This window comes from Mailhella massiliensis, from assembly GCF_900155525.1.
In the GTDB taxonomy this organism is placed as follows: Bacteria; Desulfobacterota; Desulfovibrionia; order Desulfovibrionales; family Desulfovibrionaceae; genus Mailhella; species Mailhella massiliensis.
The window spans coordinates 171,476-195,311 of the sequence record NZ_LT706951.1; the positions used below are offsets into that span (position 1 = coordinate 171,476).

Annotated in this window: 18 protein-coding genes and 1 tRNA gene; 13 read left to right on the forward strand and 6 right to left on the reverse strand. The window is 59.1% G+C overall.

What is annotated here, in order from left to right; all coding sequences use genetic code 11:
• Window positions 1-633: 633 nt before the first annotated feature.
• The 5 genes from CZ345_RS06240 to CZ345_RS06265 form a co-directional block, all read right to left on the reverse strand.
• A tRNA-Arg gene (locus CZ345_RS06240) sits at window positions 634-710 on the reverse strand.
• 373 nt (window positions 711-1,083) lie between these two features.
• The gene (locus CZ345_RS06245) at window positions 1,084-1,443 is read right to left on the reverse strand and encodes a YgiW/YdeI family stress tolerance OB fold protein (RefSeq protein WP_077072324.1); all 360 of its coding nucleotides are present in this window, start codon (window positions 1,441-1,443) and stop codon (window positions 1,084-1,086) included.
• A gap of 518 nt (window positions 1,444-1,961) precedes the next feature.
• A complete protein-coding gene (locus tag CZ345_RS06255) occupies window positions 1,962-2,330 on the reverse strand; it encodes a VOC family protein (RefSeq protein ID WP_077072326.1) in 369 nt (122 codons plus the stop codon).
• 198 nt (window positions 2,331-2,528) lie between these two features.
• Window positions 2,529-3,872, reverse strand: coding sequence for a homoserine dehydrogenase (locus CZ345_RS06260; protein ID WP_077072327.1), 1,344 nt, complete (start codon window positions 3,870-3,872; stop codon window positions 2,529-2,531).
• 118 nt (window positions 3,873-3,990) lie between these two features.
• Window positions 3,991-5,166, reverse strand: a complete 1,176-nt coding sequence (locus tag CZ345_RS06265; RefSeq protein WP_077072328.1) for an aminotransferase class I/II-fold pyridoxal phosphate-dependent enzyme — start codon at window positions 5,164-5,166, stop codon at window positions 3,991-3,993.
• Between the two features lie 316 nt (window positions 5,167-5,482).
• On the opposite strand from CZ345_RS06265, the gene recD2 reads away from it, so the two are divergent.
• The 6 genes from recD2 to recJ all read left to right on the forward strand — a co-directional run bounded on the left by recD2 (window position 5,483) and on the right by recJ (window position 14,082).
• On the forward strand, window positions 5,483-7,738 hold the full coding sequence (gene recD2, locus CZ345_RS06270; RefSeq protein ID WP_077072329.1) for an SF1B family DNA helicase RecD2: 2,256 nt from the start codon (window positions 5,483-5,485) through the stop codon (window positions 7,736-7,738).
• Between the two features lie 2 nt (window positions 7,739-7,740).
• Window positions 7,741-9,132 carry a C40 family peptidase gene (locus CZ345_RS06275; RefSeq protein ID WP_162274944.1) on the forward strand — a complete coding sequence of 464 codons (1,392 nt, stop codon included), beginning with the start codon at window positions 7,741-7,743 and terminating at the stop codon, window positions 9,130-9,132.
• Between the two features lie 12 nt (window positions 9,133-9,144).
• Window positions 9,145-10,476, forward strand: coding sequence for a MiaB/RimO family radical SAM methylthiotransferase (locus CZ345_RS06280; protein WP_144277270.1), 1,332 nt, complete (start codon window positions 9,145-9,147; stop codon window positions 10,474-10,476).
• 10 nt (window positions 10,477-10,486) lie between these two features.
• Window positions 10,487-11,365, forward strand: a complete 879-nt coding sequence (locus tag CZ345_RS06285; protein WP_077072331.1) for a YicC/YloC family endoribonuclease — start codon at window positions 10,487-10,489, stop codon at window positions 11,363-11,365.
• A gap of 164 nt (window positions 11,366-11,529) precedes the next feature.
• Window positions 11,530-12,150, forward strand: a complete 621-nt coding sequence (gmk, locus tag CZ345_RS06290) for a guanylate kinase (RefSeq protein WP_077072332.1) — start codon at window positions 11,530-11,532, stop codon at window positions 12,148-12,150.
• A gap of 210 nt (window positions 12,151-12,360) precedes the next feature.
• Window positions 12,361-14,082 carry a single-stranded-DNA-specific exonuclease RecJ gene (gene recJ / locus CZ345_RS06295; protein ID WP_077072333.1) on the forward strand — a complete coding sequence of 574 codons (1,722 nt, stop codon included), beginning with the start codon at window positions 12,361-12,363 and terminating at the stop codon, window positions 14,080-14,082.
• 478 nt (window positions 14,083-14,560) lie between these two features.
• Here recJ and greA read toward each other — a convergent pair whose 3' ends face one another.
• Window positions 14,561-15,040, reverse strand: coding sequence for a transcription elongation factor GreA (gene greA, locus CZ345_RS06300; RefSeq protein WP_077072334.1), 480 nt, complete (start codon window positions 15,038-15,040; stop codon window positions 14,561-14,563).
• Window positions 15,041-15,441: 401 nt separating this feature from the next.
• Between greA and ettA the strand changes: the two genes are divergently transcribed.
• From ettA to CZ345_RS06335, 7 genes are all read left to right on the forward strand, one after another.
• Complete coding sequence (ettA, locus tag CZ345_RS06305) at window positions 15,442-17,127, forward strand: energy-dependent translational throttle protein EttA (RefSeq protein WP_077072335.1); 1,686 nt, start codon at window positions 15,442-15,444, stop codon at window positions 17,125-17,127.
• Window positions 17,128-17,794: 667 nt separating this feature from the next.
• On the forward strand, window positions 17,795-18,631 hold the full coding sequence (locus tag CZ345_RS06310; RefSeq protein WP_077072336.1) for a tyrosine-type recombinase/integrase: 837 nt from the start codon (window positions 17,795-17,797) through the stop codon (window positions 18,629-18,631).
• On the forward strand, window positions 18,628-19,017 hold the full coding sequence (locus CZ345_RS06315) for a DVU3141 family protein (protein WP_077072337.1): 390 nt from the start codon (window positions 18,628-18,630) through the stop codon (window positions 19,015-19,017). Before CZ345_RS06310 ends, CZ345_RS06315 begins: the two co-directional genes overlap by 4 nt.
• A gap of 3 nt (window positions 19,018-19,020) precedes the next feature.
• Window positions 19,021-19,788: an ABC transporter permease gene (locus CZ345_RS06320; RefSeq protein ID WP_077072338.1), complete on the forward strand. Its 768-nt coding sequence runs from the start codon at window positions 19,021-19,023 to the stop codon at window positions 19,786-19,788.
• Window positions 19,785-20,450, forward strand: a complete 666-nt coding sequence (locus tag CZ345_RS06325; RefSeq protein WP_077072339.1) for an ABC transporter ATP-binding protein — start codon at window positions 19,785-19,787, stop codon at window positions 20,448-20,450. Before CZ345_RS06320 ends, CZ345_RS06325 begins: the two co-directional genes overlap by 4 nt.
• Window positions 20,451-20,931: 481 nt before the next feature.
• A complete protein-coding gene (locus tag CZ345_RS06330; protein ID WP_239446631.1) occupies window positions 20,932-22,032 on the forward strand; it encodes a KpsE/RkpR family capsule polysaccharide export protein in 1,101 nt (366 codons plus the stop codon).
• Between the two features lies 1 nt (window position 22,033).
• Window positions 22,034-23,836, forward strand: a complete 1,803-nt coding sequence (locus CZ345_RS06335; RefSeq protein WP_077072340.1) for a polysaccharide biosynthesis/export family protein — start codon at window positions 22,034-22,036, stop codon at window positions 23,834-23,836.

Below are 23,836 nucleotides of genomic sequence, written 5' to 3' on the forward strand. Positions count from 1 at the left end.
CGATGATGGACCCATGGGCGCGGTGCGACCTCGACGACTGGACGGCAGAAGAAATCTACGGAAACGCCTTGCTCGACCCCATGCCGGCAGGATGGGAAGAGGAGCTTTTCAGGGATTGTAGGAATATCAGGGATAATGTTTCTGCGTTGAAAAAGGCTGATAACGAGGGGCTCAGCAAGAGGCGACAGAGGAGAGAAAGCCGAAGAGCTCGGCGGCGGAGACTTCGGGCGAAGAAGTGAGGTACAGCAGGGTAACAGCAAGGTGGGAAGCTGAACCGGCTGAAAGTAGCAGGGCTGGTAGCAGGTAGCACCATCAAAAAAGGGCTGAAAGTTAACCCTGGACTTAACACTGTTAACCCCCAAAAAAAGGGTGGAACGTCAACGGCAAGTCAACGGTGTTGACCACAAAAAAGACTCAAAACTGGGACGATGAAAAGTCGCAAAGTCGCGATTGTCGCAAGGGGGCCGATGCATATTTATAGGGACGCCGGGTAATGGACCGGGCGTCCTTTTTTCGTTTTCTGCCCACAAAGAGAGCGGCCTTTTTCTACGTTTTTTTATCTTCCTTGTGATACATAGTGTGATACACGAAAAAAGCACCTATGAAGATATCTCCATAAGTGCTTGAAATATATGGTGTCCCCGGCGTGAGTCGAACACGCGGCCTACTGCTTAGGAGGCAGTCGCTCTATCCATCTGAGCTACGAGGACACGAGAAGAGAGATTAGCCTCAGGCGCTTTACCTGTCAAGGAAAGAAACCTTTCCGGGGGGATGAGTTTTTGTCCGCATGTCGGCAGCGCTTTGCTGAAGGCGGGCTGCGCTATTTTTTTGAGCGGCAGGGAAAGGGACAACGGGGACTGCCGGAAGAAACATTCATCTATCCGACAACAGAAAAGCGGAAGGGAACAATGTCCAGGAAGGAAAGGCCTTTCCCGAGCAGAAGGGAAGGTGTTTTCTGAAAACAGGGGGCGAAGGCAACATGGCGGACAGGCGTCATTGAGACGGAGCTGTCTTTTTTTTGAGGGGGACTCCGGGACGCGGAAGGCCGTGACGCTACCGGCGCCGCAGCCTTCCGATATCGGTTCAGGACAGTTTTTCAATATAGCGCACGCGCAGGTGGGTATCCTGCTTGTCGGGGTGTTTTTTCCCGCTCATTTCTCCTGTGAGTCGTACGGTATCCTGCGGCGTGACGTCGACCTGTCCGAAAACATGGGGCGGAATATCTATGATCATGGAACCGCTTTTGTCCTGGAAAAGATATCTGTTGCGTTCCGTATGCTTGACGATGTTTCCCACCAGCACGCAGGTGGTCATTTCATCGGCCTGAACGGCTTCCTGCACGTTTGTGGTTACTGCGCGAGCATCGCTCGGGCCGTTGAAACCGGCATGGGCTGTAGAGGTCAGCAGCAGAGCCACGGACAGGGCCGGAAGGAAAGATTTCATGGTTTCCTCCAGAACGGCAATGAAGATTCCTAAGAAAAAGACGAACTGAAATTATCCTGTTCCGTGCAGGTTGGCAACAGTATCCGGTATGTTTTGTGTCGGTAGTTACGGGAAACAGATGTTGAAAAATAAAGTATGCTTATGGACGAAAAAAAGAGTATGAAAAATACATGACGTTGCTGAAAAGTATATGTGATGTTGTCATTGTTATATATTAAAATATGATATGAACAATATTTTTTCTTATTCTGGAAGAAGGAAAAGGAAAAATGCAGCGACAGAGGAGCGTGCTTTCCCGTGAAAACACGAACGCCACGGGAGTATGGCAGGAGCATGAGCCATCACTGCCGGTGAGGCAGGGCTCAGGGCGGGAAGGCGGGAGCCTCGGCCAAGAGCAAGAAAAGGGGAAAGGAGAAAAGCTCGCACGGTTCTTCGCGGGGAACCGGGCATAAAAGACGCCCGCTCTTCAACTTTTTCAGTTTCTGAACGGGCGCAGGCAACACGGTGTTGGGAGATGCTCAGATATCGGCACCCGTGCGCATGAGTTCGAAGGTAAGACCGCCGGGCACGGAAACAAAGGAGCAGTCGTCGCTGGCTTTGTTGATCAGACGGCCGCCGAACTTGTCCACAAGGGTTTCCGCCATGGCGTTGGGATCGTCCACACGCACGCCCAGGTGATTGACACCGCAGGCGGAAGCATCGGGCAGGGGGGCCCCCTCGGGTATTTCCTTCAGGAAAATCTGGGTACCTGCGAGGGTGAGAACGGCGCCGTCGGCCGTGCCGAATTTACGCAGGCGCACAAATTCCGCGCCGAAGGCGTTCTTCCAGAACTCAATCATGGCGTTCAGGTCGGTGCAGCAGATGTGGACATGGTCGAACGTGGTCATGGTGCTTCCTCTCTGATGGGGCAGGTTGCGGTTGAATATCCGGCATACGGAACATGAGGGATGAAACTACACGGTATTCCCAGACCGTTTTAAGATGTTCCTGTCCGGTTTTCAGTGTGGAAAAAGCGTTTCACAGACGGATTCCGGCCTTTTGACAGGCTCTCTGCAGCGTAAAAAGGGGCTGCAGAGAGCGTTTTTTTATGCGCCTTCCGCTTCGTTGCCGCTGGAGGCAAGAATACGGAAGCAGGTGGCGGGAATAAGCAGGGTGCCGTTTTCATGCAGCCGGCTTGCGGCCGCCTTGATGGCGTTTCCGGTGGTTTCGTGCGTCATGAGCACAAGAGAAACGCAATCCTCGCCGGTAAGGGATACACAGTCGTCGTGAGTGGCGGCCTTCTGAATGATCTGGGCGAAGCTGACCCCCTCTTCGGCAAACACGGTGGCGATATCGCGCAGCACGCCGTAGGTATCGCGTACCGTGGCGCGAACATACCAGCGGCTTATGGCTTCGTCGGAAGGGAGGATTTCCGCATCGGGCAGTTCATGCATGAAACCGGTGTTGGCTTCTGCACTGTTGACGTCTTCCCTCCGGGCAAGGGCGAGCAGATCGCCGAGAACGGCGCTGGCCGTGGGGCGGCTGCCTGCGCCGAGGCCGTGCAGGAACAGGGAGCCTACGGCGTTGCCTTCGATGCGCACGGCGTTGTAGGCGCCGTTCACTCGGGCCAGCAGCATGGAATGATGCACCAGAGCGGGGAAGACGCCTGCTTCTATTTTGCCGTTTTCATCGCGTGCCTGGCCGATGAGCTTGATGCGGTAGCCGAATTCGCGGGCAAACTGTATATCCAGCGGGTTGAGCCCACGAATGCCTGCGATGGCGAGCTTGGAAAAGTCGTAATGCACGCCCCAGGCGAGACGGATGAGCAGTACGAGCTTGTGCGCCGCGTCCTGCCCGTCGATATCCAGCGAGGGATCGGCTTCGGCAAGGCCCAGATTCTGCGCTTCCTTGAGCGCGGTGGGGAAGTCGAAACCGTGGTTGTTCATTTCGGAAAGAATGTAGTTGGACGTGCCGTTGAGTATGCCCATGACGGAGGTGATGTGATTGCCCGCCAGGCTGTCGCGCAGCGTCTGTATGACGGGAATGGCCCCTGCGGAACTCGCCTCATAGCCCAGGGCCACATTCTTTTCAGCCGCCAGAGCGAAGATTTCGCGCCCGTATTCCGCAAGCAGCGCCTTGTTGGCGGTAACCACGGATTTGCCGTTTTCCATGGAGCGTATGATCAGTTCCCTGGCCACGGTAGTGCCGCCCATGAGCTCCACCACGATCTGGATATCGGGATCGTCGGCAAGAGACAGGGCGTTGTCGGTAAGGCCGATGCCCTCGGGCAGGTCGCGTTTTTTGGCGAGATTATGCACGGCCACGGTCTTGATGGTAATTTCGCGGCCGGTTCTGCGCAGAATTTCGTCGTGATTCTTTTGCAGCATTTCCACAAGACCGCTGCCCACCGTGCCGAGACCGGCTATGCCGATACAGAGATTCTGAGACATGAAAGCTCCGAAGGAGAGGAAAGAGGTTTTCAGGCCGCGCCTTGCGCGTCTGCAATGCGCAGCCCTCGTTGGGAGGCGGGCCCTGCGTGAGCAGGGGGCCGCCTCCGGGGAAAGGAAATCAGCCTTCCTGCAGGACCTTCTTTATGCCCTGCAGGGCCTGACGGGTACGCTTCTGATTTTCGATAAGAGCAAAGCGGACGTATTCGTCGCCCATCTGCCCGAAGCCTATACCGGGCTGCACGGCCACATGGCCCTTCTGCAGCAGCAGCTTGGAAAATTCCATGGAACCCATGGCACGGAACGGTTCGGGAATGCGCCCCCAGGCGAACATGGTGGCCTTGGGCGGCACGATGGGCCAGCCTATGCGGTTGAGCCCGGAACAGAGCACGTCGCGGCGCTTGCGGTATTCGTCGCAGATTTTTTCCACAGCCTCGCGCGGGGCGTTGAGGCCCACGGTGGCTGCAATCTGTATGGGCTGGAAGATGCCGTAGTCGAGGTAGCTCTTCAGACGGGTGAGAATATGCACGAGATCGCGGTTGCCGAGGCAGAAGCCCATGCGCCAGCCGGCCATGGAATAGCCCTTGGTCATGGAATAGAATTCCACGCCCACGTCTTCGGCTCCCCTGGCCTGGAGAAAGCTCGGTGCCTGATAGCCGTCGAAGCACAGGTCCGCATAGGCCATGTCGTGGATGACCCACATCTTATGTTCCTTGGCGAACTCCACGATGCGCTCGAAGAAGGCAAGGTCCACCACCTGCGTGGTGGGATTCTGCGGGTAGCTTATGATGAGGAGTTTCGGCTTGGGCCAGGTCTGCCTGGTGGCGGTGAGCAGATCTTCGAAGAAGTCGCGGTCTTCCGCCACGGGGATACGGCGCACGTCTGCCCCGCAGATGACGGGGGCGTACACATGAATGGGATAGGTGGGGTCGGGTGCGAACACCACATCGCCGGGGTTCAGCATGGCAAGGCACAGATGTGCCAGGCCTTCCTTGGAGCCGATGGTGGCGATGGCCTGCGTTTCGGGGTCGAGGTGTACGTTGAAGCGGCGTGCGTAAAGGTCGCAGATGGCCTTTCGCAGGTTCGGAATGCCGCGCGATACGGAATAGCGGTGATTCACCGGTTTGCGCGCGGCCTCGCACAGCTTGTCCACGATGAATTTCGGCGTGGGCAGGTCGGGGTTGCCCATGGACAGGTCGACGATGTCGACATTCTGCTGGCGGAGCTGCTTCTTGATGTCGCCCACTACGGCGAAGGCGTAGGGGGGCAGGCGGTCTATCCTCGAAAATTCGGGCATACTGTCCTCACGATACGAAGACCAGACTGGGCCGCTCATCTCCTTTCCGCGCTGGCATGACGCTTCCGGGCCGCCTCGGCGCAGCTGGACTGCTGAGGATTACGGGTATGCCGGGCCCTGGGCGCGGCATACGGGGAGGGCGGGTCTTGGACGATGTCTTTCCGTGCTGGCATGACGCGGGAAGACGGGCCCGCCTTGATGATATTTCCCGTTTATAGTAGGACTGCAAGGGAGTTGTAAAGAGGTCGGGAAGAGGGCTGTCCGGCTTTTCCTTTATTTATTGCAAACGCGGCCCGCGGCTGAAACGATGGAACAGATGGATATGCTGGCCCAGGAGGGGCCCGACAGGCCGGAGGAGTTTTCCGGTACGCTGGAGCGCGTGGTTTTCCGCAATGAGGAAAACGGCTGGACGGTGTTCCGGTTGCGCGTGGAAGGCAGGGAAGACCCCGTGGCCGTGGTGGGCAGCATGTCTTCCGCCCAGCCCGGCGTGCGGTTGCGCGTCAGGGGCAGGTGGATAAGCCACCCCAGGTTCGGCCGCCAGATTCAGATGGAATCCTGCGAGGAGGAACTCCCCGCCACGGAGGAAGGCATACGGCTTTTCCTCGCCTCCGGCTGCATCAAGGGCATAGGGCCCAAATGGGCGGACCGCATCGTGGCTCACTTCGGCGCAAGTACGCTGGATGTGATGGACAACGATCCCGACCGCATGCTGGAACTGCCCCGTTTCGGCAAGAAGCGCCTTGCGGCCATGAAGGAATCCTGGGCCGAACATCAGGGCATACGCGAACTCATGATTTTTCTTCAGCCCCACGGCGTGACCGCCGGGCTTTCGGTGCGCATTTACCGCCAGTACGGCGCGCAGGCCCTTGCCGTGGTGCGCGAGAATCCCTACCGCCTCGCCATGGACATTCACGGCATAGGCTTCACCACGGCGGACGCGCTTGCCCGCAAGCTGGGGTTTGACGAATCAAGTCCGCTGCGAGCCGAGGCCGGGGTGCTTTACACGCTCATGCATCTCACCGAAGACGGCCATATCTATTACCCGCGCAATCTTCTGGTGGAAGAGGCTTCCGGCAAGCTTTCCATTTCTCCCGAGCTTGCCGAGGGTGCGGTGGACGATCTGGAGCGGGAGGAACGCGTGGTCATCGAGGATCTCGGCGACCACGAGGGAGTGTATCTTTCCCGCAACCACATGTACGAATCCAAGATAGCCTTCTACATGCAGAGGCTTCTGCATTCTCCCAAGTCGGTACGCTTTCAGGAGCCGAAAAAGCTTGTGCGGCGTATTCTCGACTCCATGCCCATGCAGCTTGCCGAGGAACAGAAGAAGGCCGTGTACACGGCGGCCTCTTCCAAGGTCATGGTGCTCACGGGCGGGCCGGGCACGGGCAAGACCACCATCCTGAACGCCATCATCAGGGTGTTTCAGGAGGCGAGGGCGCGCATTCTGCTGGCGGCGCCCACGGGGCGCGCGGCCAAGCGCATGTCGGAAGCGAGCGGCATGGAGGCAAAGACCATACACCGCCTTCTGGAATACAGTCCTGCGGAAGACGGCTTCAACCGCAACGAGAACAATCCTCTGGCATGCGGGCTTCTGGTGGTGGATGAGGCCTCCATGATGGACACCATGCTCATGTACCACCTGGTGAAGGCCGCGCCCGTGGGGGCAACATTCATTCTGGTGGGCGACGTGAACCAGCTTCCCTCCGTGGGGCCGGGCAATGTTCTGCGCGACGTCATCGCTTCGGGCGTGGTTCCGGTGGTGGAACTTCTGGAAGTGTTCCGTCAGGCCGCAGAGAGCGACATCATCTGCAACGCCCACCTCATCAATAAGGGCAACATGCCCGAACTGCATCAAAGCGGCGGCCGGAAGACGGATTTTTATTTTTTCAAGCAGGATGACCCCGAGGCTGCGGCCGACCTTATCGTGGATCTGGTGCGCGACCGCATTCCCCGCAAGTTCGGTTTCCGTTCCGAAGACATACAGGTGCTTTCCCCCATGCTGCGCGGAGGCGTGGGCGTGAACAGCCTGAACCGCCGCCTTCAGAATGCCGTGAACCCGCAGCCGACGTCGCTCGTACGCGGGGAGAGACAGTTCCGGCTGAACGACCGGGTGATGCAGGTGCGCAACAATTACGACAAGGATGTCTTCAACGGCGATACGGGCACCATCATTTATCTGGACGCCGAAGAGCGGGAAGTGACCGTGCGGTTCGACGACCGCAACGTGAACTATCTGTGGGAAGAGATGGACGAGCTTGTTCCCGCCTATGCCATTTCCATTCACAAGTCGCAGGGCGGCGAATATCCCGTAGTGGTCATACCGCTCATGATGCAGCATTATATGCTGCTTCAGCGCAACCTCGTGTACACGGCGGTGACGCGCGGCAGAAAGATGGTGGTACTGGTGGGCGAATGGCGTGCCCTGGCCACGGCGGTGAGGAACAATCACATCCGCAAACGTTATACCTGGCTGGCGCACAGGCTGGCCGGAAGCGAAGGCGCGGTACATGCCGAGATGCTGCCCGAAGTGGGAGTTTCCGGCCGCCGTGCGGAGAGAAACGGGGAATGAAGATGACGGAATTTGCCCGCTCTGGGAGCAGGGGAGAATATGCGGCGCGTTTTTGTGCGCGCGGGGCCGTGCTGGGCCTGGCTCTGGCCGGAGTCGTGTTCGCTTCCGGCTGTGCACGGCAGCCCGACGTTCCCCGGCCGCAGAATGCCGCAGGAGAGGTGGCCGACCTTGTCGTGATACCGCAGAACCTTGCCGTTTTCGCCCGTGATGCGGGCGGAAGCGCTCTTCTGCGTTCCGCGAAGGCTGCCGAACAGGATATGCAGGAATTTCGCAGGCATTTCTTTGCCCCATGGAAGGCGGAAAAACTGCCCCGCAATGCGCTCCGTGAGTTTGAGGCCGTGCTGAACTGGTCTTCCGGCAAGCGCGGCTATGCGGAGAATATGCGCCCCTGGAGCGATGCCGCCTGGGAGGAAATGCGGCGTAATGTCGCTCTCGACACGGTTTCCGGCCGGGGGCGTGCGGCCATTGTGACGCGTGCGGCCGATCTTCGTCTTGCGCCCACCGTCAGGCCCCGTTTTGCCCGTATCGAAGGGGCAGGGCAGGGCTGGCCCTTCGACGATTTTCAGCAGAGTTCGCTGCATGTGGGTATGCCGCTCATGGTGTACCACACAAGCATTGACGGAGCATGGCTTCTTGTACGCAGCCCCATGGCCTGGGGCTGGGTGGATGCTTCAAGCGTGGCTTTTGTGGACGAATCCTTCCGGCAGGCATGGCAGCAGGCCCCGCTGGGCGCCGTAGTGAAGGAAGGCGTTTCGCTGAAAAACGGCGGAGCCTTTCTTGCTCTTGTCAACACGGGCGCGGTGCTGCCCATGGATGGCGCAGGCACGGTGCTCGCGCCCGTACGCAATGTTTCCGCCATGGCCGAAACGGTGCGCGTTTTTGTGGCGGCCGGCGATATGCTTGCCATGCCGCAGCCTCTTACCGCGCAGGCCGTGGCCGCCGTAGGTGACCGTATGCTGGGGAGAAATTACGGCTGGGGCGGCATGTACGGCAACAGGGACTGTTCGGCCATGATGCGCGACCTTTTTGCCGCTTTCGGCATCTGGCTTCCCCGCAATTCCGCAGCGCAGGCAAAGGCCGGTTCGTTCCACAGCCTGGAAGGCATGACCGCGCAGGAGAAGGAAAAGGCCATTCTCCGCGGGGGCGAGCCTTTCCGCACGCTTTTGTGGCTTCCCGGGCACATAGGGTTGTATGTGGGCGAATTCCGGGGAGAGCCCGTGTTCTTTCATGACGTATGGGGGGTGCGGAGCAGGCTGAAAGACGGCCGCGAGGGCCGCATCATTCTCGGCCGCGCGGTGATTACCGGTGTGAAGCCCGGTGCGGAGCGTTCCGACATTGCCCCTGAAGGGCTGCTTATCGAAAGAATGCGCGGCTATACCGTGATCGGCGGGTGAGGCATGGAAGAAATGTTTCGATTTTATGCCGTGACGTACGGCTGCCGGGTGAACCAGTATGAAACGCAGGCCATACGCGAATGGTGGCAGAGCCTGGGCGGCGTGGAAACCGACGAGCCCGCCGAGGCCGACGTCATACTCATCGACTCCTGCGCGGTGACGGCCGAAGCCGTGAGCGATGCGCGGCAGATGACGCGCAAGCTCGGCCGGGTGAATCCCCGTGCCCGCATATTTGCCGCAGGCTGCGCGGCTTCTTCCAACCCTTCGGATTTCGTTCTGCCGGGAGTGGCGGCGGTGATTCCGCAGCGGGAAAAATATGTGCTGCTTTCCGGCCACCCCATGACGATGACGGATTTTTCCGTACCGGAAGAGGGACGTCCCCGTTTTGCGCCGTTTTCCATTCGTTCCTTCCGCAGGGCGCGGCCCGTGGTCAAGGTGCAGGACGGCTGTTCCCAGGGCTGTGCCTACTGCATCATACCGCTTACCCGCGGCCCGGCGCGGAGCCGTGCCGTGGAGGATATTCTTGCGGAAACGCAGCGCCTGCTGGAGGCGGGATACCGGGAAATCATGATTTCCGGTGTGAATCTGCGCCAGTTCCATGCCGACGGAGGCGATGGCAGGAATTTCTGGTCGCTTCTGCGTCGCATGGACGCCGAATTTTCTCCCGAATGGCAGGGGAGGGCACGTTTTCGCCTGAGCTCTCTGGAACCTGCGCAGGTAACGGGAAGCGAGTGCCTGGAAACACTGGAAGGCTGCCGTATGCTCTGCCCGCATCTGCATCTTTCGCTTCAGAGCGGCAGCATGGCCGTGCTCGGGCGCATGGGCCGTTCTCCTTATTCTCCGGAAGAGATAGTGGAGGCCGTGGACAGGATGCGTCGTTTCTGGCCCGTCATGGGACTGGGGGCCGATATCCTCATGGGTTTTCCCGGAGAAAGCGAGGAGGAAACGGAGGAAACGCTGACGATGCTCCGCACGCTGCCCATGACGTATGCCCATGTTTTCCCCTATTCCGTGCGGCCGGGCACCCGGGCCGCGACTCTGCCGGGGCACCTGCCCAAAAAGGTGCGGCAGCAACATGCGGCCAGAGTGCGTGAGCTCATGGCGGAAAAGCACGCGGCCTTTCTGCACGGGCAGCTTTCCATGCCTTCCATGAAGGTGGCCTTCGACAATACCGACGCGCGCCACGGCAACAATGAGTGGTATGCCGACTGCCGCATGGAGGAGGGCGGAGGCTCTTTCTGCGGGCGCGGGCATGAGCTTGTGGAGGCAAGGCCCCTGCGGGTGGAAGGAAATATGCTTATAGTTCGCCCCCTGGGGGAAGAAGACACATCACAACATCCATGAGGAGAATGATATGCCGCTTCGCAGCATGACGGGCTTCGGACGTTTCCAGCAGGACGACGGCGCCGTGGTTCAGACCTGGGAGATACGCAGCGTCAACAGCCGTTTTCTCGACCTGAAGTGGAAACTGCCCCCGCAGGCCCGCAACATGGAGGCCCGCTTCGAGAAAATCGTGCGTCGTTTCGCTTCGCGCGGAAGGGTGGAGATTTCGCTCAACCTTCAGTTCACGGCGGAAACAGGCGTGGCCTTCGACGCCGCCCACGCTTCGGCCATGCTGGACGCGGTGAAGGCGTTCGCCTCCTCAAGGGGCGACATCTTTGAAGTGGATTACATGGCGCTTCTGCACCTTTCTCCGCTCTGGACATCTTCCGGGGAAAGCGATGACGAGGAGCTTTTCGCGCCGCTTGCCGCCGGGCTGGAAGCAGCGCTGGCGGACTGGAATGAGTCGCGTGAAACCGAGGCCGGAGCCCTCGCCCGCGACCTGGAATGCCGTTTCGGCCGTATGGCGGAGTGGGTGGCGGCCATCGAGGAACGCGCCCCGGCCATCAAGAGCGCCCGTTTCGAGCAGGTGCGCGAACGGCTTACCGACATGCTGAACAACCTCGGCGGGGAGCTGGATGAAGGCCGTTTTCTGCAGGAGATGGTCATCATGGCGGACAAGCTGGATGTGACGGAAGAACTTACCCGACTGCATTCCCATCTTCTGCGCCTGGCCTCGCTCATGGAAAGCGGTGAGGATGCGGGCCGCAAGCTCGACTTTACGCTTCAGGAAAGTTTCCGCGAAATCAATACCTGCGGCAACAAGATTCAGGATGCGCAGGTTTCCCGTATTGTGGTGGACTGCAAGAACGAACTGGAAAAATGCCGCGAGCAGGTGCAGAATCTGGAGTAGCGGACTGCCCGCGCAGGCTGGGGCGCGCCTTTTTCCGAAGGCGGTTGCCGCAGGCGTGGCGTGGATGAAATTTTCCCCGCACCGTGTTTCCTGCGCGACGGATGTGTTTCAGCCGTGCACGCCGGGGGCGGTGCGGACAGAGATGATAAAGACAAGGATGATATATGAAGACTGATTTCGGCCCGCGTCGCGGCCTGCCTTTCGTTATCTGCGCTCCTTCCGGGGCGGGCAAGACCACGCTGGTGAGCCGCCTTACGGCGGAGTTTCCTCTCGAATTTTCCATTTCCTGCACCACGCGTGCGCCGCGCGGCACGGAGAAGGACGGCGTGGACTATATTTTCCTTGATCGGGAGACCTTTGTGGAACGCCGGGCGCAGGGCTACTTTGCCGAATGGGCCGAGGTGCACGGCAATTTTTACGGTACGCCGCTGCAGCCCGTGCGCGACCGCCTGGCCCTCGGCAAGGACATGCTGTTTGATATCGACGTACAGGGCGCGGCGCAGCTTTCCCTTTCCCTGCCGGAAGCGCGCTTCGTGTTCATCCTGCCGCCTTCCATGGAGGAACTGGAACGCCGTCTGCGCGGTCGCGGTACGGACAGCGAGGAGGCCATCAGAATACGCCTTGCCAATGCGAGGACGGAGATCATGAGCAGCCACTGGTTCGACGCCGTCATCGTCAACGACGATCTCGACATGGCCTACGATCAGCTTCGTTCCTTCTATCTGGCATCCACGCTTCAGCCTTCCCTCAAGCCCCAGCTGGCGCGGAGCATCTGCGGAGCGTAAGGCGGCGCCGGGCCCTGCAGAGACGCTTCGCCGGAGATTTCCGGCGGAAAGCGCCGGATCGTCTTTCCCGTATATGGGACAGCGGACGTATGCCGCCTGCCTTGTCCCGGAAGGGGAATATTCTTTTTCGTACGGTTATTACCTCGTTCTGCCTTCACACGGGAGGCGACAACATCAGCTTCGGGCGCGTGGCGCTACGGATCGGAAATTATGAATAAGGACTGGATATTCCGCACACGCAAAGACGGCGCTCCCATGCCCGCATCCTTCCAGACTCTGGCCGAACGCTGCGGTATTTCGCCGCGCCTTGCCCGTCTTCTCTGGATACGCGGGCTGGACAGGCCGGAAGCCGTGGCGGAATATCTCAGCCCCGGACTGCGCTATCTGGCGAAACCCTCTCTGTGGCCCGGCATGGCGGAAGCGGCGGATGTCCTTGCGCGGGGACTGCGTGCGGGGCGGAAAATGGCCATCTGGGGGGACTACGATGCCGACGGCGTGACCAGCACGGCGCTGGCGCTTCAGGTGCTGCATCATCACGGATTTGATGCGCTCAGGCATCTCCCCGACCGCCGCAGCGAAGGCTACGGCATGAACGTGGGCGGTGTGGAAGAACTGGCCCGGCAGGGCGTTTCCCTGCTGCTTACCGTGGACTGCGGCATTTCCGACGTGTCGGCCATACGGCGCGCCCGGGAACTCGGCATGGATGTCGTGGTTACGGATCATCACCTGCCGCCGGAAGAGCTGCCTCCCGCTACGGTGCTGTGCAATCCGAAACTGGCGGACTGTCCCTGTGCGACTCTGGCCGGGGTGGGGGTGACCTTCTTCCTCATGGCGGAGCTGAACGCCCGCCTTGCCGAAGGCGGTACGCCGCGCATGGATATGCGCCGTACCCTCGACCTGGTGGCCCTGGGGACGCTGGCCGACCTGGTGGAGCTTGAAGGGCAGAACCGCATTCTCGTCAAGAACGGTCTTCTGGTGCTGGCCGAAGCGAAACGGCCCGGCATTGCGGAACTCAAGGCCGTGAGCGGCTTTGCTCCGCTGGCCTCTCTCGGAGCGGGGCAGGTCGTTTTCAGTCTTGCGCCCCGCATCAATGCCGCGGGCCGTGTGGCTTCGGCGGAAATGGCGTTGTCGCTGCTCTGCGCGGAAGAGAACGACGGAGCGGCGGGGTACGCCCGTACTCTGGATGCCTATAACACCCAGCGTCGGCAGGAAGAGGAGCGTATTACCGAGCAGGCCATGGTACAGGCCGAAAGCGCGCTGAACGATCCGGCCCTGGTCATTGCAGGAAGAGACTGGAATCAGGGCGTCATCGGCATTGTGGCTTCGCGTCTGGTGGAGAAATACCACAAACCCACGCTGGTGCTCTGTGCCGACGGCGATACTTTGAAAGGTTCGGGCCGTTCCATAAGCGGGTTCAACCTGCATGACGGCCTCATGCGCTGCAGCGAGGAACTTCTGGCGTGCGGCGGGCATCGCATGGCAGCCGGGCTTCGCCTGAAGCCGGAGAAGCTGGAATCCTTCCGCAGCCGTTTCCTCGAAGTGGTGCGCGCCGAACTGGGCCCTGACCCCGTACCCGCCGTGCAGATGATTGACGATGAGCTTTCCTTCAAGGAAGCGGCGGATTTCGTGTTTCTCAAGGAACTGGAAATGATGCAGCCCTTCGGTGTGGGCAACCCGGAACCGGTGTTTCAGTCTCCGCCGCTGCTGGTGAAGAGGCGCAGGCTTTTCGGCCAGCAGAAGAATCATGTGCTTCTTGAGCTGACGGACGAAAGCTGCAAGATCACCCTTCAGGCCAAGGCATGGCGTCAGGCGGGGGAATTCCCTTCCGATCTGGAAGGCCGGCACGTACGCCTTGCCTACAGCCCTGCCATAGACATGTACAACGGCGCGGCCAGCGTGGACGTGCGCATCAAAGACTGGAAAATGGTCTGAGTCTTTTCCGGTTTTCCCGACAGAAACGTCCGAATTTCATGCGCGGATAGCGTGCTTCGCTGCGCATGATGCGGCGGGCGGGGAAACGGAGACTGCCTTTTCTGTGTAATTGTAGAAAACGACATTCTTTTTCATTTTATTCGTCCAATCCCCGGCCTGCCGAAGAAGGGAACTTCGCGTTTCCGCAGAACAGGAAAGGCAAGGTGGTTCCGTTTCTGAGGGGGACGCGAGCGGAACCTGCCGTGAACGCAGAGGCGGAAGAGGCCTGGGCTCCGCTTCGCGCACAGGAAAAAGCGTCGTCGGGCACAACAGGAGAGACAGCCCGCGCAGAAAGCCGGCTCCGACCTTCTCAAAGAGGGGAGAGCCGTATCCTGCGCGGCATGTTCTGCATGTTTGCCGGTACGCGTAGGGCTTTTTGCCCGAAAGAAAAGAGCCCCCGACGAGGCGAGGGCTCCTGATGCATACCGGAAAGGGCTTATCAGTCGCGAACGCCGTGGAACTCGATTTCCGTGATTTCGTAGGTGACACGACCACGGGGAATGTCGATGGTGACTTCATCCCCCACTTCATGCCCGAGCAGGGCGCGGCCCACGGGGGAGTTGATGGAAATGGAACCCTTGGCGAAGTCGGCTTCGTCGGGGCCGAGCAGGGTGAACTGGCGTTCCGCGTCGGTGTCCACATCGACCACATGCACGGTGGCGCCGAAGATGACCTTGTCGCTGTGGAGCGTGTCGAGATCGATGACCGTGTACTGGGGAAGCTGGGATTCAATGTAATTGATGCGCGCTTCAAGAAAACCCTGGCGTTCACGCGCGGCGTCGTAACCGGCGTTTTCCTTCAGGTCGCCCTCTTCACGGGCTTCCTTGATGGCCTGAATGACGGCAGGGCGCTCTTTTTTGAGCGCTTCGAGTTCTTTTTCCAGCTTTTTGTAGCCCTGTACGGAAATAGGCGTGCTCATGGCAGATACCTTCAAACAGAAATGATGCAAAAAAAGAGGCCCAACTTCTCGAAAGAGTAACTTCACTTCCAGAGAAGCGGGGCATCAGGAAATGCTTTCTCTGCAATATAGGCCTGCTTAAGAATGAAGTCAACCCCACCTCGGTTTTCCGCCTTCTTCAACGCGCTTCATACGCGGGTCGGAGCCGTTTTTTCTTTCCCTACGGGGTTGTTTCGAGGCGGGCCTGTTTTGGGCTGGACAAGCCGCCGTCCTTTTGCCACAATCAAAATTTCAGAGCCTTCGAGGGGAATCGCGTGCCTCGCAAGGAGGCATGAGTCTTCCGTGGTCCGGGTTTTCCGAAAAAGTTCTGTTGTTCCGCTGCCGGGCTCCTTCCCGGCGGTGAAAACCTTTATGGAAATGGTATGGCAAACGACAATCAGCCGGATAAAGTCATCTATTCAATGAGCCGCGTGACCAAGCGCCATGGTCAGCGGGAGGTGCTCAAGGATATTTCCCTGGGCTATTTTTACGGCGCAAAAATAGGCGTGCTCGGCCTGAACGGCGCGGGCAAGTCTTCCCTGCTCAAGATCATGGCAGGGGTGGACAAGGCCTTCGACGGCGACATCGTGGTGGCGCCCGGGTACACCATCGGTTACCTCGAACAGGAACCGCTGGTGGATGAAACGCGCACCGTGCGCGAAGTGGTGGAAGAAGGCGTGCAGGAAGTCGTGGATCTGGTGAAGGAATTCAACGAGATCAACGAAAAGTTCGCCGATCCCGACGCCGATATGGACGCGCTCATCGAGCGTCAGGCCAAGGTGCAGGAAAAAATGGACGCCATGAACGCCTGGGATCTGGATTCCAGGCTGGAAATGGCCATGGATGCCCTGCGCTGCCCGCCCGGCGATACGCCCGTTTCCGTGGTGTCCGGCGGTGAACGCCGCCGTGTGGCCCTGTGCCGCCTGCTGCTCCAGAATCCCGACATTCTTCTGCTCGACGAACCCACCAACCATCTGGATGCGGAATCCGTGGCGTGGCTGGAACGCTATCTGCAGAATTTTCCGGGCACGGTCATTGCCGTGACCCACGACCGCTATTTCCTCGATCATGTGGCGGGCTGGATTCTGGAACTGGACAGAGGGCGCGGCATTCCGTGGAAGGGGAACTATTCCTCCTGGCTGGAACAGAAGGAAAAGCGCCTGGCCCTTGAGGAAAAGGCCGACAACGAACGCCGCAAGACTCTGGCAAGGGAACTTGAGTGGATCCACATGTCCCCCAAGGGCCGTCATGCCAAGGGCAAGGCGCGCATCAACGCCTATGAGGCCATGCTGAGTCATGAGAGCGAGCGCCTCGCGCCTGATCTGGAAATCTACATTCCGCCGGGACCGCGTCTCGGCAAGTCCGTCATCGAAGCCCGCGACCTCTGCAAGAGCATGGGCGACAAGGTGCTGGTGGAAAAGGCGAATTTCCTTGTACAGCCGGGCGCCATCGTGGGCATCATCGGTCCCAACGGCGCGGGTAAGACCACGCTGTTCAAGATGCTGGTGGGAGAGGAAAAGCCCGATTCCGGTACGCTGAATATCGGTGAAACCGTGAAGTTCGGCTATGTGGATCAGAAGCGCGCCTCCCTCGAACCGGGCAAGACCGTGTATGAGATCATCAGCGGCGGCAACGATTTCATCCGCCTCGGCGGAAGGGAAGTGAACGCCCGCGCCTACTGTTCCCGCTTCAACTTCCAGGGCGGCGATCAGCAGAAGAAGGTGGACGTGCTTTCCGGCGGTGAGCGCAACCGTGTGCATCTCGCCTGTATGCTCAAGTCCGGAGCCAACGTGCTGCTGCTTGACGAACCCACCAACGATATCGACGTGAATACCATGCGCGCCCTGGAAGACGCGCTGGAGAACTTCGCCGGGTGCGTGCTCGTCATCAGCCACGACCGCTGGTTCCTCGACCGTATCGCCACCCATATCCTCGCGTTCGAGGATGAAGGTCAGGTAACTTTCTTTGAAGGCAACTTCTCCGAATATGAGGAAGACCGCCGCAAACGCCTGGGCAAGGAAGCCGATACTCCTCATCGCATGAAGTACCGCAGACTTACCCGTCAGTAATCTTGTCCCGAAATCTGCGGCATTTCCGCCGCAGAGATATGTTGAGGCGCATCACCGTGAACCAGATGTTCCGGTGGTGCGTCTTTGCCGTTTAAAAGCACCGCCGTCTTTTTTCATACCATGAAGGGGAGGGTATCCCCCTGCATTCGGGAATCTGTTCGGGAACAGCCGGTCGGTTGATATCCATTCCGGGAGGAGACGGCGGCCTGCCGGTGCGGAAGCCGTTTTTTTCGGCAGACAGGAAGCGTTTTTTTGCCTGCGCAGACAGCGCTACAGCCGCAGGTTCTTCCTCGTGGTTTCTTCATTTTTTCGAATAAAAAGGCCGCGTTCATTGCCCTGAACGCGGCCTTTTCTGCATCCTTTTGTTTTCACAACAGAAGATATGACAGCAGGAAGTGTTTTCTTTATATATTTTAGCATGTTACATTGAACAATCTTCCTGTTCTTCCGGTATAAACTGACAACACCACTACAAACATGCGTGAGGGGTCGAACAGTATTATTTTTTTTGCTATAAAATATAATATGTTAGTAGAGTCTCCTTCTTTTTCACCCTTGTCAGAATTCCGATATTTGCTATCGTGCGTTCATATCTTCTGTTACTAGGGGGAAAGCCAGGCTTTTCTCCTTGAAGAATTTTCAATTCTTGCACGAAACAGCGGGGCGTATGGTGCTGAGCGAATTCATTCATACCAGGTATGTTCCCTACATCAGGGAACACAAGCGCAGCTGGCAGACGGATGTGAGGTATGTGCACCGGCATATTCTGCCCTATCTGGGGGACTGCCGGCTTGAGGATATTGATGAGGAGAAGCTCTGCCGGTGGAAGGAAGAGCTCCTTGCCTCCGGGCTGTCGCACAATACCTGCTACCGGCTGTTCTGGCTGGTGAAGTATATTCTGAACTGCGCGGTACGTTGGCATGTGCTGGCAAGCGACGAAGCCTTCCGCCATGCCGTGTGCCGCCGCAGCGCTCCGCGCTGCCCGGAGGTGCTTTCCGCTTCGGAAAAGCAGCGCCTCATCGCTCTTCTCACTCAGTACCGGAACAATATCGCGGCGCGGGCCATTCATCTTCTGCTTCTGACCGGAGCTTCCAAGTCGGAAATTCTCTATGCCCGCCGGGAAGATGTGGACCTTCCCGGGCGCAGCCTTGCCGTACGCCGGGGCTCCGAAATTGTGCGCCGTCTGCCGCTCAGCGAGGCGGCGGTGAGGCTTATTGCCGAGCTGCCCGTGCGTGCCGATGTGCCGTGGCTGTTCTTCCGCCCCGCCACGGGGGAGAGGGTGGTCACGGTGTTCGCCTTCTGGGACAAGCTTCGCCGCGAGCTGGGGCGTCCCACCCTGCGCCTGAACGACCTTCGTCATATCTTCGTGCATTCGCTGCTTCAGAACGGGGCAACGTACAAGGATGTACGCAACCGCCTGGGGCACTATTCCTCCGAGGCGTTTCTTCTTCAGTCGCAGATGCAGGGCGGTCAGGCCGATCCTTCGCAGGGGGCCTTCCAATGATTGTTCGCCTTGTTCCGGGCAGCCTCCGCGCAGGCGGCAGGGCCTTTGCGTGCCTTGCGGCGTCGTTTCTTGTCTGTGTCCTTGCTTCGGGCTGCGTGCAGAAGCAGCCTTCCGTGCCTTCTGCGCCCGCGGAAGCGGCGGTGCCTTCCGGGGATGCCTTTGCGCTGGCGCTTTCCCGCATGCAGGTGGGGGAAGAGGCGCTCATGCCCACGCCTTTCGGTATGGACAGCCTGGTAATGCTGGAATCTTCCTACACGTCCGGCCTCGGGCAGACGTGCAGAAGGGCGGCGGTTCGCGCCGGGGGCATCACCCACCGCATTGCCGCATGCAGAGATGCGTCGGGCTGGACGACGGCCGAGCCGATTTTTGAAAACGTGCAGAGATAAGCCATGGACAGCGCGCTTACCGTGCAGGGTCGCGTCATCTATGCCCTGATGATGCGCGAGGTGCATACCATCTACGGTACATCCCGCCTGGGCTATCTGTGGGCGCTTATCCAGACCATGTGGAATATTTTTGTGTTCTGGGGGCTCAGGTATGCCCTTGGCGCTGCCGATCCGCACGGTATGTCCATACTGATTTTTCTGCTGATGGGCTTCGGTATTTATCACATGTTCAGCGGCACCATCAATAAATGCATGAGCGCCGTGAGCGGAAACAAAGCGCTGCTGACGTTTCCGCAGGTTACGCCGCTGGATATCATGATCGCCAGAATGTTGATTGTATGGGCAACGGAAATCGTTTCCGGTATCATTATTATTTTTCTTTCAGAGTTTTTTGAAAGGGAAGTATATATTAACGATTTCGGCGGTATTGTCGTTATACTTATAATAACGCCGCTGCTCGGTCTCGGAGCAGGAATGATATGTTCCTCTCTTTCCGTACTTTTTCCTACAGTGGAAAAAATCGTTCCCATGATTTTACGGATACTGCTTTTTGCATCGGCAGTATTTTATTCCGCAACGGTAATACCTTCCTATATTATGAAGTATCTTTGGTATAATCCATTGATACAGCTTATAGAATGGGGAAGATTCTGCCTGTCCAAAGGATACCCTGCTGTATCCTACAGTATATTGTACATCGGTATTATTACCATGGCATGCCTTTGCCTCGGCCTGCTTTTTGAGCGTTATGTGCGGAGGAAGATAGCATGATAGAACTGTGCCATGTAAGCAAATATTATTCCTTATCTCACGGAGTAAGGAAAATAGTGCTGGACGATGTTTCCCATACCTTTCACGAAGGGGTGAACATGGGGATTCTCGGCCTGAACGGGGCGGGAAAGTCCACAATGATGAAGATTATTTCCGGCGGCATTGTGCCCGATGAAGGGTATGTGAGGCGTACCAGCCGTGTTTCCTGGCCCATAGGTTTTACGGGCGGTTTCCACGGCAGCCTCACCGGGCGGGAGAATTTGCGTTTCACCTGCCGTATTTACGGGGCGGATATCAAACAGGTGACCGATTTCGTGGAGGATTTTTCCGAACTCGGGCCCTACATGGACATGCCCATCCGCACCTATTCCTCGGGTATGCGTTCCAAACTGGCCTTCGGCCTGAGCATGGCCATAGGCTTTGATTTCTATCTCATTGATGAGGCCTACGCCGTGGGCGACGCCTCCTTCCGCGCCAAGAGCGAACGGCTTTTTCAGCAGCGAAAGGCCAACTCCACGCTCATTGTGGTGGCGCACAGCACCTCGGTCATACGGAAGAACTGCGACAACGCGGCCATTTTGAAGGATGGCCGCCTGCACTTCTTCGATACGCTGAACGACGCTCTTGCCTGTTATGAGGAACTTTGCCGTGCCAGAACATAACGAAGAACAACATGTTTCCGCAGCCGTACAGGCCCCGGCTTCTCCCAAGGCGGCCGTAAAGCCTGCTGAGGAACAAAAGCCTGTAAAGGCGGCCGCCGGTAAGGCGGAGTCTCCTGCAGCCGCTCCTGCTTCCGGGCAGGCTTCTGCCCCAGCTGCCAAAAAAGCAGCTCCGGCCGGGGAGCCTGTGCCTCCTGCACAGCCCAAAAACCAAACGGCGGCTTCTTCCGTTGCCGCAACTCCCAAGGCCGCGGCAACTGCCCGTGCGGGGGCTGCGGCTAAACCCGCGCCTGCGGCTCCCGCTTCCCGGAGTGATGCCGTAAAAACACCGGATCCTCAGAAAGCGGCAGCTCCCGCCCCGGCGGCGAAAGCTGCTCCCCAGGTTGCGGCCAAAGGAACGGTTGCGCCTTCCACGGTGGAAAAGGAAAGCGTGATTCTTGTTTCTTTGCCCGGAGGTTCGGGGGAGAAGCGCCGGAAAGGGCGCATGCTTCGCCGTATTCTTAAAAGCCCGTGGCTTTTTTTGCTGATTCTGCCTACCTTGCTGGCCTTTTTCTATTTTTCCGTACTGGCCTCGCCCATGTACGTATCGAGCGCGAGCTTTGCCATACGCAGTTCCGATACGTCGGCTTCGGGGGGCACGGATTTTGCCTCCATGTTTTTAAAAACTTCCGGCTCCACGGGGAACGATTCGTATATTCTCAACGATTATATTCAGAGCCTTGATCTTGCTCAGGATATCGACCGGGAACTGGGGCTGGTAAAACACTACAGCAGCCGGGACCACGATATCATTTCCCGTCTGTGGCAGCACCCCACGCAGGACGAACTGATCCGCTACTGGCGCTGGGCGGTACTGCCGCAGCTCAATGTGGATACGGGCATCATTTCTCTGGAAGTGAAGGCCTACACGCCGGAAATGGCGCAGAAGCTCACGCAGGCCATTTTAAAGCGGAGCGAGGCGCTGGTGAACGCCATGAACGAGCGGGCACGCCACGATGCGGTGGAACTTGCGCGCGAGGAAGTGAGCCGTGCGGAAGAGCGTGTGCGCCATGCCCAGAGCGCCATGCGGGAATTCCGCGACACCCACAATCTCATCGACCCCAAGAGCACGGCTGCCGGTCTTCAGGAACTGGTGACGCGGCTGGAAGCCGAAGCCACGACGCTCCGCACCCAGATATCGGAAGCAAAATCGTACATGAACGCGGAAGCTCCGCTTCTGAAGTCGCTGAACCGGCGCCTTGCGGCGGTGGAAAAGCAGCTCGGGGAAGAAAAGCTGCGCGTGGCCGGGCAGAGCACCGTGCAGGGCAACCTGAACTCCCTTGTGGCCGAGTACGAAGACCTGACCATAGAGGCGGAGTTTGCCCAGAAGCAGCTTGTTTCGGCCATGACCTCCCTGGAGCAGGCGCGCATCCAGCAGATGGCGCAGTCGCGCTATGTGGTGGCGTATCAGCAGCCTACGCTGCCGGACGAATCTCTGTACCCCCGGCCCTTCCTTTTCACGCTCTATGTGTTTGCGGCGCTGCTGCTCCTTCTGGGCATCGTGTCGCTGGTATGGGCGTCCATCCGAGAACATGCGGGATTTTAATATGAAAGCGATATACCACGCCGGCATACTATTTTCGCTCTGCACGCTCTGTGCTCAGCCTGTTTTTGCAGCGGAGAATCCGCTTCAGAACTACAGCGGGGCGGCGCAGTACGGCGGCTCTTCCATGTCATCGGGTACGCCCATGCAGGGCGGGCTGCCTGCCTCGGCCAGAAACGGCATGAACGTGGTTTCCCAGTCCACGCCCGGGGGCTATCCGGTGTTCGACGCTTCGGCGCCGTACCGGGAAAAGCAGTCCACCCCCACGGTGATGGACGCGCCGCCCGCCTGGGCGCAGGGAGGGCTTGCGCCTTCGGCTTCCGCACTGCTTGCTCCCTTCGGGGCCAATCTGTTCCGGGGAAATTTTGCGGGAACCTACAGCGACGGCATGAACGGCGACTACGTCATTCTGCCCGGCGACCGCATCATGGTGCGCGTATGGGGCGCGAAAACCTATGACGACGTGCTGCCCGTGGACCAGCAGGGCAATATTTTTCTGCCGGAAGTGGGGCCTGTGCGAGTGGCAGGGCTCAAGCAGTCCGCGCTTCAGGGCGCGGTGCGCTCGCGCCTTGCCTCGGTATTCACCGACAACGTGAACATCTACGTCAACCTCCAGAGTTCCCAGCCCGTGGCCGTGTATGTGACGGGCTTTGTGAACCAGCCGGGCCGTTATGCGGGCAGCCCCGTGGATTCCGTGATGTCGTACCTCGACAGGGCGGGGGGCATTACGCCGAACCGGGGCACCTTCCGCAACGTGAAGGTAAAGCGAGGCAACAAGGTGGTGGCGAGCCTTGATCTTTATGATTTCGCCCTCAACGGCAACATGCCCGACATCCGGTTGAAGGAAGGCGACGTCATCCTTGTGGGAGAACGCGGGGTGAGTGTGGCGGCCTGCGGCATGTTGCGTCAGGAGGCCCGGTATGAGTTCAAGGGGCAGGCCACGGGCTCGCAGCTCATCGCCTACGGCAGCCCCCTTGCCGGTGCCACGCATGTGAGCGTTACGGGCATCCGGGGCGGCAGGCCCTTCAATGAATACATGACCATGCAGGAATTTTCCTCCATGCGTCTTGCCGACGGGGACAGCGTGGAATTCGTGGCCGATACGCGGGGCCGCACCATCATGGCCTCGGTGAGCGGCGCCATACGCGGAGCATCGCGTTTCCCGGTAAAGAACAGCACCACGCTGCGGGCCCTGCTTGCCTATGTGGAGGTGGACCCGGCCCTTGCCGACGTTTCCGCCGTGTATGTGCGCCGCCAGAGCGTGGCGCGCCAGCAGAAGACCATACTGGAAGATTCGCTGCACCGCCTGGAGCGTTCCGCGCTCACGGCCACGTCCGCCACGGCGGAGGAGGCCGAGATCCGCGTGCGCGAGGCGGAACTGGTGCAGGACTTCATCCATCGTGCGGCAAGCCTCACGCCCGACGGCGTGGTGGTGGTGAGCCGGGGCGGGCAGGTGCGCGACCTGTTGCTGGAAGACGGCGACGAAGTGGTCATTCCGCAGAAGAGCGACGTGGTGCAGGTGTCCGGCGAGGTGCTTCTGCCCAAGGCCGTGACCTTCGATGCCGCCATGAAGGCGGAAGACTATGTGAAGAGCGCGGGCGGCCTTACCGACCGTGCGGATGAGGACAACATCCTTGTTGCGCGCATGAACGGGGAGGTCGGCCCCATTGCGGAACTGGGGGTTCATGCCGGGGACCGCATTCTGGTCATGCCCCGCGTGGATACCAAGAATCTGGAACTGGCCAAGGGCATCACGCAGATACTCTACCAGATTGCCGTGGCCACCAAGGTGGCTGTGGGGCTGTAG